This window comes from Chloroflexota bacterium (assembly GCA_016235055.1).
In the GTDB taxonomy this organism is placed as follows: Bacteria; Chloroflexota; Anaerolineae; order JACRMK01; family JACRMK01; genus JACRMK01.
The window spans coordinates 33,873-51,767 of record JACRMK010000069.1; the positions used below are offsets into that span (position 1 = coordinate 33,873).

The 17,895-nt window shown below is 65.3% G+C and carries 18 protein-coding genes; 7 read left to right on the forward strand and 11 right to left on the reverse strand.

Annotated features, from left to right (window positions below; genetic code table 11):
• Both HZB53_17295 and HZB53_17300 read left to right on the forward strand, forming a co-directional pair.
• Positions 1-1,143 (forward strand): deoxyguanosinetriphosphate triphosphohydrolase, encoded by a 1,143-nt coding sequence (locus HZB53_17295; GenBank protein MBI5879406.1) that lies wholly within the window; start codon positions 1-3, stop codon positions 1,141-1,143.
• Between the two features lie 2 nt (positions 1,144-1,145).
• Positions 1,146-2,384 carry a PQQ-dependent sugar dehydrogenase gene (locus HZB53_17300; protein ID MBI5879407.1) on the forward strand — a complete coding sequence of 413 codons (1,239 nt, stop codon included), beginning with the start codon at positions 1,146-1,148 and terminating at the stop codon, positions 2,382-2,384.
• Positions 2,385-2,415: 31 nt separating this feature from the next.
• Here HZB53_17300 and HZB53_17305 read toward each other — a convergent pair whose 3' ends face one another.
• Entirely contained in the window at positions 2,416-3,450 is a 1,035-nt protein-coding gene (locus HZB53_17305) for a TlpA family protein disulfide reductase (GenBank protein ID MBI5879408.1), read from the reverse strand.
• A gap of 10 nt (positions 3,451-3,460) precedes the next feature.
• On the opposite strand from HZB53_17305, the gene HZB53_17310 reads away from it, so the two are divergent.
• Positions 3,461-4,288, forward strand: coding sequence for a segregation/condensation protein A (locus HZB53_17310; GenBank protein ID MBI5879409.1), 828 nt, complete (start codon positions 3,461-3,463; stop codon positions 4,286-4,288).
• On the opposite strand, the gene vanZ is transcribed toward HZB53_17310, so the two are convergent.
• Genes vanZ through scpB form a run of 6 tightly spaced genes read right to left on the reverse strand, consistent with a single transcriptional unit; the run spans position 4,245 to position 8,707 of the window.
• Positions 4,245-4,604 carry a VanZ family protein gene (vanZ, locus tag HZB53_17315; GenBank protein ID MBI5879410.1) on the reverse strand — a complete coding sequence of 120 codons (360 nt, stop codon included), beginning with the start codon at positions 4,602-4,604 and terminating at the stop codon, positions 4,245-4,247. The two genes, HZB53_17310 and vanZ, sit on opposite strands and share 44 nt — an antisense overlap.
• A gap of 16 nt (positions 4,605-4,620) precedes the next feature.
• Complete coding sequence (locus tag HZB53_17320; protein MBI5879411.1) at positions 4,621-5,781, reverse strand: glycosyltransferase family 4 protein; 1,161 nt, start codon at positions 5,779-5,781, stop codon at positions 4,621-4,623.
• A 13-nt stretch (positions 5,782-5,794) separates the two neighbouring features.
• Positions 5,795-6,442: a 1-acyl-sn-glycerol-3-phosphate acyltransferase gene (locus tag HZB53_17325; GenBank protein ID MBI5879412.1), complete on the reverse strand. Its 648-nt coding sequence runs from the start codon at positions 6,440-6,442 to the stop codon at positions 5,795-5,797.
• Between the two features lie 4 nt (positions 6,443-6,446).
• The gene (locus HZB53_17330; GenBank protein ID MBI5879413.1) at positions 6,447-7,121 is read right to left on the reverse strand and encodes a (d)CMP kinase; all 675 of its coding nucleotides are present in this window, start codon (positions 7,119-7,121) and stop codon (positions 6,447-6,449) included.
• Positions 7,093-7,941: an rRNA pseudouridine synthase gene (locus HZB53_17335; protein ID MBI5879414.1), complete on the reverse strand. Its 849-nt coding sequence runs from the start codon at positions 7,939-7,941 to the stop codon at positions 7,093-7,095. The genes HZB53_17330 and HZB53_17335 overlap by 29 nt, the downstream gene beginning before the upstream one ends.
• The gene (scpB, locus tag HZB53_17340) at positions 7,913-8,707 is read right to left on the reverse strand and encodes an SMC-Scp complex subunit ScpB (protein ID MBI5879415.1); all 795 of its coding nucleotides are present in this window, start codon (positions 8,705-8,707) and stop codon (positions 7,913-7,915) included. Before scpB ends, HZB53_17335 begins: the two co-directional genes overlap by 29 nt.
• Before the next feature lie 45 nt (positions 8,708-8,752).
• Here scpB and HZB53_17345 point away from each other — a divergent pair, with 45 nt between their 5' ends.
• The gene (locus HZB53_17345) at positions 8,753-9,325 is read left to right on the forward strand and encodes a hypothetical protein (GenBank protein MBI5879416.1); all 573 of its coding nucleotides are present in this window, start codon (positions 8,753-8,755) and stop codon (positions 9,323-9,325) included.
• Positions 9,326-9,355: 30 nt separating this feature from the next.
• On the opposite strand, the gene HZB53_17350 is transcribed toward HZB53_17345, so the two are convergent.
• The 3 genes from HZB53_17350 to HZB53_17360 all read right to left on the reverse strand — a co-directional run bounded on the left by HZB53_17350 (position 9,356) and on the right by HZB53_17360 (position 14,372).
• Positions 9,356-10,021 (reverse strand): hypothetical protein, encoded by a 666-nt coding sequence (locus tag HZB53_17350; protein MBI5879417.1) that lies wholly within the window; start codon positions 10,019-10,021, stop codon positions 9,356-9,358.
• A 74-nt stretch (positions 10,022-10,095) separates the two neighbouring features.
• Complete coding sequence (locus tag HZB53_17355) at positions 10,096-12,903, reverse strand: YfhO family protein (protein MBI5879418.1); 2,808 nt, start codon at positions 12,901-12,903, stop codon at positions 10,096-10,098.
• A 26-nt stretch (positions 12,904-12,929) separates the two neighbouring features.
• Positions 12,930-14,372 (reverse strand): glycosyltransferase family 39 protein, encoded by a 1,443-nt coding sequence (locus HZB53_17360; GenBank protein MBI5879419.1) that lies wholly within the window; start codon positions 14,370-14,372, stop codon positions 12,930-12,932.
• A 93-nt stretch (positions 14,373-14,465) separates the two neighbouring features.
• Here HZB53_17360 and HZB53_17365 point away from each other — a divergent pair, with 93 nt between their 5' ends.
• Both HZB53_17365 and HZB53_17370 read left to right on the forward strand, forming a co-directional pair.
• On the forward strand, positions 14,466-15,428 hold the full coding sequence (locus tag HZB53_17365; protein MBI5879420.1) for a hypothetical protein: 963 nt from the start codon (positions 14,466-14,468) through the stop codon (positions 15,426-15,428).
• 12 nt (positions 15,429-15,440) lie between these two features.
• Positions 15,441-16,679, forward strand: a complete 1,239-nt coding sequence (locus tag HZB53_17370; protein ID MBI5879421.1) for a Zn-dependent hydrolase — start codon at positions 15,441-15,443, stop codon at positions 16,677-16,679.
• A gap of 75 nt (positions 16,680-16,754) precedes the next feature.
• Here HZB53_17370 and HZB53_17375 read toward each other — a convergent pair whose 3' ends face one another.
• Complete coding sequence (locus HZB53_17375; GenBank protein ID MBI5879422.1) at positions 16,755-17,438, reverse strand: glycosyltransferase family 2 protein; 684 nt, start codon at positions 17,436-17,438, stop codon at positions 16,755-16,757.
• A gap of 181 nt (positions 17,439-17,619) precedes the next feature.
• Here HZB53_17375 and HZB53_17380 point away from each other — a divergent pair, with 181 nt between their 5' ends.
• Positions 17,620-17,829: a hypothetical protein gene (locus tag HZB53_17380; GenBank protein MBI5879423.1), complete on the forward strand. Its 210-nt coding sequence runs from the start codon at positions 17,620-17,622 to the stop codon at positions 17,827-17,829.
• Positions 17,830-17,895: the final 66 nt, after the last annotated feature.

Genomic DNA, 17,895 nt, shown 5'->3' on the forward strand with positions numbered 1-17,895 from the left:
ATGGGGATACGCGATCAACTGGAGGCTGCCGAGCGCGCCAACCTGGCCGCCTACGCCATGCTGAGCAGCCAGACGCGCGGCCGCGCCTACCCTGACCCCGAGCACCCGTACCGCACCGCCTTTCAGCGCGACCGCGACCGGGTGATTCACACCACGGCGTTCCGCCGGCTAGAGTACAAGACCCAGGTCTTCGTCAACACCGAGGGCGATTACTACCGTACTCGCCTGACACACACGATTGAGGTGGCGCAGATTGCGCGCACGATCGCGCGCGCTCTGCGCTGCAACGAGGACCTTGCCGAGGCGATCGCGCTGGCGCACGATCTCGGCCACACGCCGTTTGGCCACTCCGGCGAAAGCACGCTGAACGAGCTCATGCGCGATCTCGGCGGTTTCAACCACAACACACAGACCGTGCGCATCGTCGAGGAACTGGAAGAGCGCTTCGAAGACTACCCCGGCCTCAACCTGACCTGGGAAGTGCGCGAGGGGATCATCAAGCACGAGACGGCCTACGACAAATCCGACGCCGCGCACTACGACCCGGCCCTGCAGCCGACCCTGGAAGCCCAGCTCGTCAATTTCGCCGACGAGATTGCCTACACGACCGCCGACCTGGACGACGGCCTGCGCTCCGGCATGCTGGCGCCCGCCGAACTGCACGGGTTGGCACTGTGGGACGACGCATTTGTGTCCGAGCAAGAAGCGCCATTCACCGACAAACTGCGCCACAAGTTCGTCCGGCGCCTGATCAACTTGCTCGTCAGTGACGTGGTCGGCGAGACGGCGCAACAGATCGGGTCGCGCCAAATAGTGACAATCGACGACGTACGCGCGCAAGATGGCAAGATCGCGTGCCATTCGGCTGCTATCGCAACGGGCAACAAAGAACTGAAAGCGTTTCTGTTCAACAACTTCTATCGGCACCCGCGGGTCATGCGCATGTCGTTCAAGGCCAATCGCGTTCTCGTTGCACTGTTCAACGCATACCGCCACGAACCGCGTATGCTGCCCGTCACGACCCAGCGCAAGCTCCAACGCACGCCCCTGGAGCGTGTGGTTTGCGACTACATCGCCGGCATGACCGACCGCTTCGCCATGCAGGAATATTCCCGCCTGTTCGACCCGGGGGAGCGCGTCTAGCGATGCCGGTGCCGCGCGCCAGCCGGGGGCTGGCACTGTCGCTGACGACCATCGCCGCGCTCTGCCTGGTGCTCGCCACGTTCGGCGTGCTCGCGCTACCGGCGCAGGCGGCGCCGGCCGCCACCTTGCACGGCACGCTGACCGCGCTGCCATTCACCGTGGTCGATCCCGTCTACGTCACCCACGCGGGCGACGGCAGCGGGCGATTGTTTGTCGTGCAGCGTTCTGGCCAGATTCGCATATTCAGGAACAATCAACTGTCCGACGCGCCGTTCTTAAGCATCACAGCGCGCGTCGGGTCCGCTTCCGGCGAGCAGGGACTGCTGAGCGTCGCATTTCCATCCGGCTTCGCCGGCTCACAGCGCTTCTACGTCTATTACACCGACCTCGCCGGCACCATCACCATTTCGCGCTTCAACGTCTCCGCCAATCCTGACCGCGCCGATCCATCATCGGAAACGAAGATCATCACCATCCCGCATCCGACCTACTCCAACCACAACGGCGGCCAGTTGCAGTTCGGGCCGGATGGCTTCCTGTACGCCGGAACCGGTGACGGCGGCAGCGGGGGTGATCCGTTCAACAATGCGTTGTCGACCACCGTTTTGCTGGGCAAGCTGCTGCGCATCGATCCGGAATCGGCATACCCGGGCGTGCCAACCTACACGGTGCCGGCCTCCAACCCGTTCGCACAGACCGCTGGTTACCGGCACGAAATTTGGGCGCTCGGCCTGCGTAATCCGTGGCGCTTTTCGTTCGATCGACTGACCGGTGATCTGTACATCGGCGACGTAGGACAAGGCGCGTGGGAAGAGGTGGATGTTCAGCCGGCCGGCAGCGCGGGCGGCCAGAACTACGACTGGAGCTGCTTCGAGGGTTTCGTGCCGTATGCACCCAATGCCGCGCGCTGCGCCGGGGCGATCACGCACACGGCGCCGGTCACAGCATATCCGCATGGCGCAGAGTGCTCGGTCACTGGTGGCTACGTCTATCGCGGTGCGCAGTACGCGCAACTCGCCGGCCGCTACATCTTCGGCGACTTCTGCAGCGGGCGCATCTGGGCGCTGTCCCGCGCCGGCAACACATGGACGACGCAGGACGTTGGCGATGCGACATTCCAGATCTCGTCATTCGGCGAGGACGAATCCGGTGCGCTCTACATCGCTGCGTATAGCGAGGGGCGCATATACCGCCTCGGCAATCTCGAACCGGCCGCGTACCTGCCGCTCATATCGCGCTAAAGCGCGGCCCGCGTATGGGCGCTACGATGCCCTACCGCAGCAGCTTCTTCACAGTCGCATCGAGCGAACCGCCGCTCATCTCTCCGACCGCGACCTGCTTGATGACCCCGTCGCGCCCAATGAAGTACGTCGTCGGCAGCGCGTAGACGCGGTACAAGCGGCTCACACGGGAATCGCGGTCCAGCATCACCGGAAACGTCAGCTTGAGTTGTTGCAGGTACGGCGCCACGAGTGCGCTCTCCTCGCCATCGTTGATGCCCCACACCACGAAACCTTCGCCCGCATGCGCGTCGTAGGTCGCCTGGATCGCGGGCATCTCGTTGCGGCATGGACCGCACCAGGTCGCCCAGAAATTGATCAGCACCACCTGGCCCCGCAGTTCGCTCAGCGCATGTTCGGCGCCGTCTATTCCGCGCAACCGGAACTCCGGCGCGACGGCTCCGGCATACGTGCCGGCCATCGCGACCGAAGCCCTCTGCGATGGCTTCTCAATCCTGGCCGAAGCCCGTACACGGACCAACCACGTGGACAGCTTGGTCGAACGCTCAATCTCGGAGCCGGCCGCGAACGCATCGCTTGCGCTGAAGCGCCGCACCGTCAACTCCCGCGCCTCGTACCGGACCAGATCGTCGAAGGTCGCGCCGCCGAGCGCCAACTGCCGGTTGAGTTCGTCGCTTGTGGCGGGGGCCGCCGCCAGCATCTTTGAAATTTCTGTGCGTGCATCGTCGTCGCTCGCCGCGATGCCGGCCTGCGCCGCGCCTTGCACCATCAACTCGGAGTCAATCCACTTGTCCACCTGCAGCGACTCGTCCAGATCGGCGGTGCGCGCGCCACTCGTCAGCCATGCGACGACCTGAATGACCGCCATCCGCTGCTCAAGATCGCCGCGCGTCAGGCGCACGCCGTTGACGATCGCCATCACGTCGCCGGCGATGGCGGGAGTTGCCGTGCTCGTCGCGCCGGCGGATGGTGCGCCGGTCGGGTCCGGCCCCGAGCGCGCCACGTCCAGCAGCGCGCAGCCGCTGACCAGCAGCGCAATCAGGACGACCATGACCGGTTGTCTCATTTGGCCCCTCATGCTCACGTCCGATATAATCCACCCGATGATCGCGCCCGCCGAACAAGCTGCCTATACTGTACGACTACCCGATTTCGAAGGGCCGCTCGACCTGCTCTTGCACTTGATCGAGCGCGAAGAACTCGACATTACTCGCGTATCCCTGGCGCAAGTAACCGGCAATTATATGCAGTACCTGGCCGCCATGCAGCGTGTCGAGCCGGAGCACATCGCCGAGTTCCTCGTCGTGGCTGCCAAACTATTGTATATCAAATCGCGCCTGTTGCTGCCGCAGGACAGCACGCCGGGGCTTGCAGTCGAAGAGGACGTCGGCGACGAGTTGACGCGCCAGCTTCTCGAATACCGCCAGTACAAACAGGTCGCCACCCAGTTGAAAGAATGGGACATCAAAGGCCTGCATGCCTACCCTCGCATCGCGCCGCGCCCCAGGGTGGAGCCGAAGCTCGACCTGTCGCACGTGTCGCTCGACGACCTGGCCGCGCTGGTCGAGGTCGTGGTGGCGGCCAATCGCGCCGCGCCGATCGGCGACGTCGTCGCGCCGCTAGTCGTGCGGGTCAGCGACATGATGGAAGACATCCAGCAGCGGCTGGCGCGCGGCGAGCACGTGTCGTTCCGGCGCTGGCTCGGCGCCTCGCGCAGCCGGGTCGAGATCGTCGTCTCATTTCTGGCCGTGTTGGAACTGATGAAGCAGCGCAAGATCGTCGTGCGGCAGGACGAGTTGTTCGGCGACATCATGATCGAACTCGCGCCGATCGAGGCCGCCCCGCCCAGCAGTGCCACGCCTAACGAATCCGACGAGCCATCCTTCGTCGAACCCACAGCGTAACACTCAGGAGCACCGGCAACGCCGTGTCGATCAGCACGTCGCGCACACTGCCATCGCGACCGACAACGTGCTGGTGGATCTCATCCGAGATCGCATAGCCGGCCGTCAACAGCAGCGCCCACATAGCTGTCACCACGGGATCGCCCCCCACTCGTGACTTGAGTGCGCGCTGCCACAGGGCGAAGAGCAGCATGTACTCCAGCACGTGCAATGACTTGCGGAACGGATCGAACCCGATTCCCGGTATCGCCGGATTCATCTGGCTCGACCAGTAGAAAATCACCCCCATCCACGCGCCGAGCAGCGCCCAGTCCATCCATGGCGGCCACCGACTAGGCTGCATAGTGTCGTTCAAGCTGGGCCGCGATGGCTTCCCAGCGAAAGCATGTCTGCATCCGCTCGCGGGCCGCGGCGCCCATCGCCTGCGAAAGTGCGCGGTCATTCAGCATTCGCAGCACGGCTTCGGCAAACGCGTCACCGTCACCGGGCGGCACCAGCAGGCCCGAAACGCCGTCGACGATATACTCTCGATTTTGCCCGACCGCCTCCGCCACCACGGGCACCGCCGCATCGAGCAGTTCGGTCAGCTTGACCGCGCACTTGGCGCGGTTAAGCAGTGTGTCATCAAACGGGTAGATCGCGAGTGACGCTTCCGCAAACAGGCGGGGCAACTGCGCCGGTTCCACCCAGCCACGCCAGTCAACGCGCACTTCTGCTGCCGTGCCCGCCAGCAGCCGGCGCAATTCGTTCTCCTCGCCTCGAAATCCCTTGCCTGCGATGACATACCGCACCGTCGCGTGACGCTCGGACAGCGTGGCTAGCAAGCGGGCGACACGGCCCAAATCAAACTCGAAGAACCGAGTGTAAAGCAGTACCGCGTTGCCGTCACGCGGAACCTCGGTCGAGAGGACAGTCGGCCAAACGCCATTGGGTGCATAGCATACCCGCGTGCGCGGTACACCCAGCGCCCAGACAAGCGTCTCCAGCGCGCGGCTCGCAACGGTCACGGTATCCGCATGCGCCAACCCCCACCACTCCTGCCACGCGAAAAACCGTTTCAGCCAGCCCGGGTACGGCTCGACCTCGTTCCAACCACCGGCCCCCTCCCAATCGTCGCTATCGACGACCAGCCGCGCGCGGTGTATGCCAAGGCGACGCAAATACCAGAGCAACCACAGCGTCAGCCCGGCATAGGCTTTGGGTTTGAAGCCGTGAACGACAGCGGGGTGAAGCGCCAGCGCGCGCCGAACCAACGTCAGCGCCAGCCAGATGTGAAACAGACCGGGAATTCGGAGCGGCGGCAACGGCACGTTGACGACCTGCACACCGTCGTCAGCGTATGCGCGCCCGCTTTCATCGGGATTCGACCAGGGTGGCAGCAGCAGCGTGACGCGGTGCCCACGGGCCGCCAACGCGCGCGCCAGCGGCAGGGCACGCAAGCGCATCGTTTGTTTCGGCGCCATGCCAAACGGGCCGACCATCACGATATTCATGCTGCCGGCGCGCCTACCCGCCCACGCGCTCGCGGTAATGCCCGCGCTGCTCGGGCGGCAGCAGTTCGGCCAACCGGAGCATGACGCGGTCGGTCAGTTTCGCCAGTTGCTCGCGCGACGGTTTTTCGCCAAACTCGTTGAGGTACATCGGTGCGCCGGCGCGGGCCGACACACGCGTGCGGCGCAGCCGCCACGCATTTTTCCACACCGGCTTGCCGCCCGCCACCGCAAACGGCACCACCGCCGCGCCCGTGCGCGCCGCCAGCATCGCCAGGCCGTCATGCCCCGGCTGCAGTTGGCCGTCAGGCGAGCGCGTGCCTTCCGGCGCCATCAGCAGCACGCGCCCGCCGCGCAGCACCGCAAGCGCCGTCTTGATCGATTCGCGGTCGGCCTCGCCGCGCCGGATCGGGAACGCGCCGTACATCTTCACAACCCAGCCGCCGATCGGCAGGTCGAAGTTTTCAGCTTTCGACATCATGACGATCGGGCGTTTGACGTATGCGCCCGCCAGCAGCGGCTCGACGAAACTGCTGTGGTTGATTGCGATCACCACCGGGCCTGTCGCCGGCACGTTGGACAGCCCGTCGATGGTCAGCTTCATGATGACGGGGAACACGCGCCGCAGGCCCCAGTTCATGAATCGATATGCACGGTCACTCATGTGGCTATGTCCAGAGGCTGCAAATGGTTGCGACGACCGTGTTGGCGTCCATCAACTCAGTATCGATCACATGCGCGTCGTCGGCCGCGCGCAGCGGCGCCGTGGCCCGAGTGCTGTCCTGCGCGTCGCGCTGGCGGAGCGCCACCAGCACATCGGCATACGGCGTCAGGTCTCCGCGCGCGCAGTTCTCGCGGTGGCGTCGCCTTGCTCGCTCTTCTTCGCTCGCCGTCAGGAACACCTTCAGATCGGCGTGGGGCAGCACCACCGTGCCGATGTCGCGCCCGATCATCACGACATCGCCGCGCCCGCCGATTACACGCTGCTGCCGCACCATCGCCGCGCGCACGCGCGGGTACGCCGAAACCGCCGATACGTTCGCGTCGATCGCCCGGTCGCGCAGGCGCTGCGTCACGTCCGCGCCGTCCAGCAGGATCGTGTTCTGCCGGCCGTCGCTCACCGTTAGCGGCAGCACGTCAATGTGCACCCGTTCAGACAGCGCGCTGACCGCCGACTCGTCGCCCACGGCGATGCCTGCGCGCAGGATGGCGTGCGTTAGCGCACGATACATGACGCCGGTGTCAAAATACAGGTAGCCAAGCCGCCGGGCAAGCAGTTCGCCCACCGTGCTCTTGCCCGACGCCGACGGGCCGTCAATGGCGATCGTTCTTGGTATCACGATGCTGCCCGCGTCTCCTCCCGCCGGAGTGTGATGCGTCGCGTCGCTCACGACTGCTCGTCGCCTGCCGCAAATCGGCCACCTCGCGCGGCGTCAACCGTCGCCACTGGCCCGACGCCAGGTCGCCCAACCGCAGGGTCGCCAGGCGCGCCCGCACCAACCGCTTGACCGGATAGCCGACCGCTTCGAGCATGCGGCGCACCTGCCGGTTGCGGCCTTCGCGCATGATCACGCGCAGCCACGCGTCGCCGCTCACGCGGCTGTCGATCTCGAATCGTGCCGGCGCAGTATGCCCGTCCTCCAGGTCTATTCCCTCGCACAACTTCTTCAATACAGTATCCGGCGGCGTGCCCGTCACAAGGGCGCGATACTCGCGTTCCTGCTCGTAGCGGGGATGCAGCAATCGGTTCGCCATCGCACCGTCATCGGTCAACAGCATGAGTCCTTCGCTGTCGTAATCCAGCCGCCCGACCGGATAGACGCGCCGGTCACGCGGCACCAGATCGATGACCGTCTTTCGCCCTTCCGGGTCCGACGCCGTTGACACCACACCGCGCGGTTTGTTTAGCGCGAGGTAGACATGATCCTGGCGAATCTCGACCGGCTGGCCGTCCACCTGTATCCGGTCGCGGTCGGGCTTCACCTGCACACCCATCTCCCGCACGACCACGCCATTTACGCGCACGCGACCATCGGCGATCAGTGCTTCGGCATGCCGTCGCGAGGCCACCCCGGCGTCAGCCAGGACCTTGTGCAAGCGGATCGAGCCTGGCGTCGGCGTGGTCGTCGGGCGGTTAGCCGGCTCGCTGGCCGCCTGTCGCATCCAGCGCGGCTGCGGCGCCGCCGGGGCTGGATGTGCCGCTTCGCGCACCGGACGTCTCGCCGTCGTGCGCGTTGAGTTCGCCGGCGACGGGCGCGCTTCCGCCCGTAGCGGGCGTCGCGCCGGTGGTCGCACTGAGTTCATTGGAGGCCGGCTGTCCGGCCGTGATGTCGTTTGGCGCAGCGGCATCTTGGGTCTGCGCGATGAATTGCTCATGAGACTCCGTGGGTGCTGCAGGTGTCTGCGCCTCGGCAACTTGGGGCTCGGCCACGCGCAGGGGTGGAAGCTCGTCCAGACGCTGGATACCGAAATAGCGCATGAATTCAAAGGTCGTACCGTAGCGAATCGGGTGGCCGACCGTGTCGAGCCGCTCCAGCTCGCCAATCAACTGGCGTGCCATCAGCGTGCGCAGCACGCCGTCGCAGTCGACGCCGCGCAGTCCTTCGATCTCGGCCCTCGTAATCGGCTGGCGATAGGCGATGATAGCCAGCGTTTCGAGCGCCGCCTGCGATAGGCGTGTGGTCGCCGTCAGTCCGAGGAACTTCTCCACGTACGGTGACGCGTCGGATGCCGTGGCTAACTGCACACGCGCGCCCTTGCGCTGCACGCGGATGCCGCGTGTGGCGCATAGCGCTCCCAGCGCGGCCAGTGCCGCCTCAATCTCCGGCTCGGTTACGTCAAGCGCTCCGGCCAGTTGCGCCAGCTCGGCCGGCTCGGCCGACACAAACAACAAACTCTCCAGGTGCCGGATCAGTTCTTCCTGTGTCATGGTTCTTTCGCTGACAGCTGTGATATAATCCGCGCGGTTACTACAATGACTACGCCAAACTTGCGACGGCGCCGCCCGCGTGCGTTCTGGGCGCTGCTGATCTGCTTGTGGTGCGCCGCCGCATGCGGCGCAGGGATCGCCCCCGGCGCGTCCACGCCGCCCGGCGGAGGCGTGCGCGTCAGCACGGCGGCCGCCGACGAGCTCGAGAAGAACGTGCGCAACCAGATTATGGCGCCGAGCCGCCAGGAGTTTGCGCTGACCGTCACCAGCGAGCAGGTCACATCATTCGCGGCGCTGCGCAATACGAGCATCCCGCTGGAAAAGCCGCAGATCTGGTTCGCGGGCGGCCGGGCGTACGTGCGCGGCACGTTCACCGCGCTTTGCCTGTGGCACCCCGAGATTCTGGTCGTGGCGGCTCCGCGCCTGAATGCCGGGCGACTCGATGTGAATATTGTGCAGATCTATGTTGGCGCGAGCAGTGTGCCGCCCGACTGGCTGCCCACGATTTCGCAAAGCGTTCGCGACAGCGTCGAGGACGCCAACCTCGATCTTCAGTTTGAACGGGTGGACGTGGGCGACGGCAGCCTGTTATTGGCCGGGCGCAAGCGCGTCAAATAAAGCCGTGCCGCGTCCATCAAAAACCCGTTGTCACGAGGACAACGGGGTTTTGTTTTCGCCGGCCGGCGCCGCATCGCTCGCTGCCGGTGTCGGCGTCTGCACCGGCGCCGGCGGTTTGGCCGCCAACGGGGTCACCGCGCCGAGCCGTGGGAACGACGTGTGATGCAGGTGGATCTGCAGGCTCTTCAGCGTCAACCCCAGCCGTTCCTCCACCACCATGCGTGCCGTCTGCGCGATCTCGTCGGTCTTGGTGCGCACCTCGATGTCTGGCGTCGTTTCGACATCCAGCCGCACGCTCACGCTCTTGGCATCGGCCGTCAGACGCGGTCGCACCCGCACGATGCCGGGCAGCGCGTCAACGTAGTAGACGAGGCTCTGCGCCACCGCCTGCATGCTCAACGACGCCTCGCTGCTGCCGATCTTGGTGATGCGAATTGAATCGCGGCTGGTGCGCCGCACCTCCAGCCAGAGCAGCACCATCAGCGGCACAAACGTAATGAGGCCGAGGATGGTCACGTCCCGTTTGAGTTCGTTCAGGGTGCTGTTCCCAGGCCCGGCCCGGAGCGCGTTCCCGTATTTCACCACCAGGCTGCCGAGCGGTTCCGGGCTTAAGAGCAATACCAGGATGAAGAACGCGATCAGCAATGCACTGACGAGTAGAATGAGTGACATGGCCAGCCGATTAAACGAGTTCACTGGACAGGCTCCTTGCGACTAGGATAAGGTGATTATACATCAGCGGTTGGAGCGTGCCTAACAATCGCCGCCAATTAGCGCCGCCACGCCGCCATCGCCAACACGCCAAGCACGAGCATCGCGGCACCGGTCACCAGCGCGCCCATGGCGAGCGTGGCCGACTCGTAGCGCATCTCGATCGTGTGCGCTCCGCCGGGCAATCGCACGGCGCGGAAAAACGTGTCGGCCCGTTCGATGGGCGCCTCCTGCCCGTCCACCCACGCGCGCCAACCAGGATACCACGCGTCCTTCACCAACAGATAGCCTTCAGCCGAATCGCTCGTCCGCATCACAATACGCTCCGGCAGATATGTATCGACTGATGCGGCGGTCGGGGTGCCCGAGCCGTCCATGGGCGAGCCGCCGGCCAGCACAATCTGTGCGCTCGGCTCGAAGCCCGGCAAGCGCATCAGGTCCAGCGACCGGCCGTCGTCTGCCAATATCTGCGCCCGGTGTACGACGAGCGCGCGCGGCGCGCTGTCCGTCTTCTCGTAGATCTTCACGTCACCGCTGTGCGCGAGGCGAAACCGGCCCGCATCCGCAACTACCAGTGGTCTGCCGGTCGTGGTCGGCGCGTGCACAAGCGTCATCCCGTGCAGAACCAGGTCGCCTTGCGGCAGCAGACTGCGCGTCGTGACGCGTACCGGCCGCCCAGGCACGGCGAACGTCAGCAAACTATGATATTCGCGGGCATCGGGCCGATCACGCAGCGTGTGGACCGCTCGCGCGCCCGTCGGTGAAGCCGCGCTTTCAGCCGTGTCGTGTCCGGCACGCAGCACAAACGCCTGCTCGCGCCCGTCGGCAAACGTAACGGTAACGTCGGCAACCGGCGTGCCATCCGCTACCAACACCGCCCCATTCAGATACGACACCACACCAAGCCCGGTCGCCTCAAAATCGCCCGGCGCGTCAACTGTCTGCGTGCGGCCCGGCGGGAGCGTGGCGCCCAGCCCCAGATCGTAGTAGACGCCATCGACCCACACATCGAAGATCTTGTCGGCAATCACGTAGCGCACATTGAACAGGTCCAGCCACCGGCTATCCGGCACCGACCGCAGCCGCTCGCGCAGCCGGCCATCCGGATTGACCTGCTCGGGCGTCAGGAATAGGCTTTGCAATCCCACGTAGCGAGCCAATGGCAGGATGCCGCCGTCGTAGCCGTCGACCGACTGAATACCGTAGCGCAGCGGCAGATTCGGCGCGATAATCTCCTTGGCCTTGACCGCCACCGTGTACTCGTATATCGACTGCGGCGGAAGCGCGTCGCCAAACAAATCGCGGATATCGCGCAGGTCGCCGGGATCCCAGGTCAGGTCGGAGTAACTCAGAACTCGCCACGGTTGCGATTGGTCCTCCGAAAGCAGAAAGGCGATCGCCGGTCGCAACGCACTGAATGCCTCCGGCGCAGTCGGCTGATTGTACGGCAACCAGCGAGTCGCCGCATACAGTTCGATCGCCACGGTACCGAGCAGCAGCGTCTGCCGCAGACGCACCGGCAAACGTGGCGCGAAGAGAAGCGCAACGCACAACATTCCGGCGAAGAGCCACGGCCACACAACCGCCGGCGGTGGCATCACGAACAGCCGCCCCAGTACGAGCCCGGCCGCCAGCGCCATAATGATGCCGGCGGCAACCAGTGCCCGCGCGAGTGGCTTCCACGCGCCGGCCAGCGATCCGTTGCGCGCATACGCAAGCCCAATGCCGGCAAACCCGCCGGCGGCGAACGCGCTCAAGAATAGCCACCGCGCCGGCGCTCGAAACAGGCCAAACCCGGGCGCCAGCTTGAACAGCAAATAGTAAAGCGGGTCGAATACACCGAGCGCCAGCGCAAGTCCCCCTGCCAGCAGCAGCGTGAGCCCCGGGTGCTGTCGCCACGCAACGCCCACACCAAGCAACGCCAGCAATCCGGCGGCGACGCCCACAAACGCCACATACTCGCTGAATACGGGTACGCCCATCCCGTACGTCGGCAGCAGCGATTCGATCAATCGACCAGGCGGCAGCGAGAAGGCTACCGCTTCGCGGTAGGTCATCCCGCCACCCCGGATCGACAGGCGAGACAACTCCGCCATCGGCAGCAGTTGCACGGCGGCCAGCGCCGCGCCCGTCGCGCCGATGATACCCATGACGAGCACCGCCCGCAACGGCCACTGGACCACATGCCGCCGCACCGTGTGCAGCCACTGCCGCAGGCTGGCGGTCGCATCGCCCCAGCGTCCGAGAATCCACAACCCGCAGCCGAACACGCTGATGAACGACACCTGCGCGTGGCCCGCCAGCAGTTGGATGCCAAACACGATTCCGCCGGCAACCGCCCAGCGCCAGCCGCGGCCCTCCATCGCCCGATCCGCGCAGAGCAGCAGGAGCGGAAACCACGCCGCAGCCTGCAGTTGATTGACGTGCTCGACCAGCGATCCGGCGTACCCGCCCAGCGCAAATACGACCGCGGCGAGCACCGCCGGCACGGTCGGCAACGCCAAACGGTCGCGCGCAAACGCGAACAGCAATCCGGCCGCCAGGGCTACGTGCAGCACTATCGATGCATTGATCGCGCGCGGCGCGTCCAGCAAGGCCAGGGGCCAGTTAAGCGGGTAGAACAGTCCGGCCTGGCCGTTCGCCAGCAACGGCGCACCCATGAACAGGTACGGATTCCACAATGGCAGCCGCCCCTGGCTGATGGCATCGTTGATCGCCGCGCGATATGGGTAAAAGTAGGTGAATATGTCGACACCGACCAGGATCAGGTTGGTCAGCGCGATCTTCCAGAAGAACACCGCGACCAGCAGACACAGGCCCGCGAGTGCCAGCAGATCGGCCAAGCGTCGAGAGAATATCGGAGGCATGGTTTAGAAACAATGAGCTACGGAGTCTATCGATCGACCGGCACGATGCGCAGCAGTTGAACCATGGAACGCCCGTCAACACGTGCCGTGGTCTCCACACGCTCGACTTGGAGGCCGCGCGCCGCAAGCGCATCCGGCAGGTCGCCCCGGCGCCACTCTGCATCGGTCAGCGCCACAAAACGCCGCGCCCGGCTCATATGTGCGGCATCCGACGCCAGCGCAGTTGCATCCTGAAACCAGCGGCGATCGAGTTCGCGACCGTACGTATAGTAGTCGATCTCCCAGCTCAGATCATGCACATACAGCACCGTGGCACTGGTGTCATGCGTCCAGAAGTACGCGCCAATGGCATCGATGCCCGCGTGCCGTCCATAGTCGCGCGCCACATCGACTGCGCCGGACAGAGCCGCGCCCGCCGCCGCCACAAGACAGAACACCCACGCAGCACAAAATACCGGACGAACGAAGCCGGCGCGCAACCGATCATACCAGAGCACGCCCGCACGCGCCAGCCATATTGCCGCGACCGGCGCCAGCGGCAGCGCGTAGCGATCCCACACCGGGAAACTGATCACCACATGCAGCCCGATCCATACCAGCGCCACGGCCGGCAGCCCCAGGTCGGCTACCGTGCGCTTCGTGTGACACATCGCAAACACAATGGCCGCCACCGGCAACAGCCATGCCGGCGCGACCGTGGCGCTCAATGCAGCCCACTGGTTCGCACGCTCTAACCACGTGGCCGGCCCGGACCACGTCAACGGCGCATAGTGCAGCAGGCTGGCGCTCAGGAAATCTGGCTGCGGTCGCATCCAGACCCACACGGCGACCACGCCGACCGGCACGGACAGACCGGCCAGCCCGCGCAACCATGCGCGCCAGCGCATTGCGGGCAAGGTCGCCGCCCATCCAATCGCAACCAGCACCGGCAACAGAAGCAGCGCATCCTGTTTGGTCGCCAACGCCAGCCCGCACAGGAACCCGCACCATGCGATTCGTCCGCCCAGGGCCGCCCAGACGGCCGCCAGTGCCCACATCAACATGAACGGATCGGCAAATGCCGTAACCGAAAACAGCATCGCGATAGGCGACAGCGCCATCCCAATGGCCGCCACGACGGCGACGCGCAGGTCGCCGTAGAGCCGTTGCGCGATGCCGCCCGTGAGCACGACGCTGGCGACACTCGCGATCAGGTTCGGCAGCCGCGCAAGCTCTTCTGAGGCGCCGACCGTCGCGAAAGGCAAGGCCAGCACGTAAATGAATAACGGCGGCTTGTCGACGATCCGCTCAGCCAACCACACATCGCGGCCGGTCGCAATATCGCGTGCCCAGGTCGCATACAGCGCCTCGTCGGGGTGAAAGCGCTCACCCGATATGAGCGACACACGCAGCGAGGCGGCAACCACGGCGCACAGCAGCAACGCAACCGCCAGCGGACGCGCACGTACAAACTCGTTCAGGGCGCCCATCGTACGCACCGGCAGGCGATCACGCGACTGCTTGCCTGCCGTGTTCGACTGGTATATGATGTATGTGCAACCGCAAGCACTTGGAGGTATACCATGAAACTCGCCCGATTGGCTTTCGTCATCGCTGCCATTGCGCTCGCCGGGTTATACACGGCCGCCGTGGCGCGCGCCACGCCCGCCGCGGACCCGGAACCGTCTGACGCACCGTACATCGACCTGGAGTCCCACACCATCGCACCGCATACCGTCCAATGGTACCGCTTTGAATTTGTGGTCGACCAGCCCGGCTTCCTGTGCCACTTTCTGCCGTGCCCGAACCGCGCAGTCTATTCAGGCAATGCGGTCATCCGACTGAACGGCCTCGCCCGCTCCGGTATCCGCTTTGAACTCTATGCCCCGGAGCAGATTGCCAATTGGCGGGATACCGGTCCGATCGGCGCCGGCGGCGAATCCGACCAGGACTTGATCTGGGCCGGCGAGTCGTCGACCAACGGCACGTGGTATGTGCGCGTCGTCAACGATCGCGGCTACCCCATCACCTACCGCTTTGCCATTGCCGGCATACGTATCGCATTGTATCGCACTCCGGTTCCCACCGCCACCCCGTGGAGCGTCGCGGCAGCCGTTGAGGCGGCGCGCGGCGGCGGCGCCACGCCGACACCGACCGCCAAACCGCTCGGTCACAACATCAGCCCCGACACGGCGCTGATGATCGACGAGCGCACACAGACCATCGCGTCAAATTCGGATTTGTGGTACACGGCGGCGTTCCCGATGAACCCGGACCCGATCGCCATTCGCTTGATCGACGGCGCGAGCACCGGCCTGGCGTTCGAATTGTACATGCCCGCGCAGGCAGCCACCTGGTGGAAGGACGACCCGCTCGGCCGCGGCGGTATTGTTGGAAACGATCTCGTCTGGGCCGGGTCGCCGGACACAAACGACCGCCGGCTGATACGCGTCATCAACCGCACTGGCCGCGCTGTTTCGTTCGCGTTTTCCGTGCAATCCACGCGCCCTTCCGCGCCTGCCCCGTTGCCATTCACATTTTACTAAAGGTACGCTTCCATGTCTGCTCTCGATCCTGCCCGCGTCGTTGACGAACTTAAGGAGCTGCGCGCGCTCACCGGGAACGATGCCGGCGCGCAGCGCCTGTGCTGGACCGACACCTGGTTCCACGCGCGCGAATGGCTGCGCTCCAAACTGGCCGCGCTGCCTGTTCAGGTGGAGGTTGACGAGGCGGGCAACCAGTGGGCTACGCTGAAGGGCCGCTCGCCGCGCGCGCTGCTACTGGGCGGCCACCTCGACTCCGTACCGAATGGAGGCTGGCTGGACGGCGCACTCAACGTCGTCGGCGCGCTGGAGGTGCTGCGCCGCATCGCTGCGGAGGGCGAGCCGCCCGTGACCGTGCGCCTGGTCGACTGGGCCGACGAGGAAGGCGCGCGCTTCGGCCCCAGCCTCTTCGGTTCGAGCGCCGTATCCGGTTCGATAAACATCGAAACGATGCGCACGCTCGTCGATCGCGACGGCATCAAACTGGTCGACGCCGTCGCCCGCTTCGGCGTGGACCTCGATCGTACAGCGCTCGCCCGGCATCAACTGACTGACGCGGCCGCCTACTTGGAGCTGCACATCGAGCAAGGCCCCGTGCTGGAGCAACTGGGGCTGCCCTTGGGCGCGGTCATCGGCACCTTCGGTGTTGAACGCCATCGCTTGCGCTGGACCGGCCAGTCGGCACACGCCGGCTCGACGCCGATGGACAGCCGCCGCGACGCGCTGGCCGGCGCGGCCAAACTGGCGCTCGAAATCCGCTCGATCGCCCGCCGGCATGGCGGCGTGTGCACGGTCGGCCGCCTGGTCACATACCCCGGCATCGCCACGGCCGTCGTCGGCGAGTGCGAGATGACGCTCGACCAGCGGCACCTCGACGGCGCGGCGCTGGCAGCCATGCTGGCCGAGGCGCGTTCTGCATCCGGGCAATTTGCGGCCGAAGAGCGTGTCGTCGTCGCCTGGGAGCGCATCTGGCGCACCGATCCGCTGCCCTTCCACCCGCATTTGATCGACCTGTGCGCGGACGCGGTGCGCGAGACCTGCGGCACATCGCACCGGCTGCCCAGCGGGCCGCTGCACGATGCCGCGGAAGTCGCGCGGGCCGGCGTCCCCACGGTTATGCTGTTCGTACAGAGCCTGCGCGGACTGTCGCACGCCCGCGAGGAAGACACGCGCGAAGAGCATCTGGTGCTGAGTATCCAGGCGCTCGACCGCCTGGCGACCAAGACCATGCAGTGGATCACGGAGAGGTCGTAGCGCCAGTTCTGGAAATGCACCAGGGGTGCCGCGGCAGCGCGCACCCCTGGTGTGTTGTGGGTTCGCATCACGCGCCTAATTAAAGAAACGATAGCGGATCAGCGTCCACAGTGCGATGAAGCCGTCGCGCCAGGTGATCTTCTTGCCCTCGGCAAACTCGCGGCCGGCGTACGAGATCGGCACCTCGTAGATGCGGATGCCCTTCTTCAGCACGCGCGCCGTGATCTCCGGCTCCAACTCAAAGCGCCGCGATTTGAGCGGCATGCCCTTGACCACCTCGGCCTTGAAGACTTTGTAGCAGGTCTCCATGTCGCTGAGGATCGTGTCGTACAGCACGTTGGTGACGAGCGTCAGCAGCTTGTTGCCAAGCATGTGCGAGAAGAACATCGCGCGGCGCGGCCCGCCCAGGAAGCGGGAGCCATACACAACCGATGCCTTGCCCTCAAAGATCGGCTGGAGCAGCGTCTGGTATTCGCGCGGATCGTATTCCAGGTCGGCGTCCTGGATCAGCAGGATGTCGCCGGAGGCGCGCTCGAAGCCGTCGCGCACTGCGGCGCCCTTGCCGCCGTTCTTGGCGCGGTAGATGACCTGCACGATGCCGTCCGACTGCCGCTGCTGCAGGATCTCGCGCGTGCCGTCGGTCGAGCCATCGTCCACGACGATGATTTCCTTTTCGAACGGAGTCGCCTTGACGCGCTCGATGATTTCTGCAATGGTCGATTTCTCGTTGTAAGCCGGAATAATAATCGATAGTTTCAAAACGTGCTGCTCCTCTGATAATGTCTCTCAAGTATACGCGGGGAGCGCGCCAGGCGCCAAACGCAGCGTGGCCGGAGGCATCCGGAAGCCGCTGTTTTCCGTGGTTCGCGCGCGACGGCATCGCATTTGAGCAGAACGCATCCGAGCGGCATGACGCACCGTGCTATGCTATAATCCTCGTATGCAAAATGAACAGTCTGCGGTGCATGTCGCGCCCAACGAAATGTTGGCCGTAAAGACCGAGATGACATTTGGCGATGGCTTCCGCTTTGGCTGCGGATTCATGGCCGCCTTCGTTATCTTCTCGATCGCCTTCACGGTCTTCAGCCTGATCCTGACCGGGCTCGCCTTCCTCGTGGCGCCCGGACTCTCGGGTCTGTTGCCCCACTAGCGGGAGTACGGCCCCACGCGCGCCCGCGGCGTGGCCCTCGTCCAATGCGTCAGTCGAAAAGCAAAA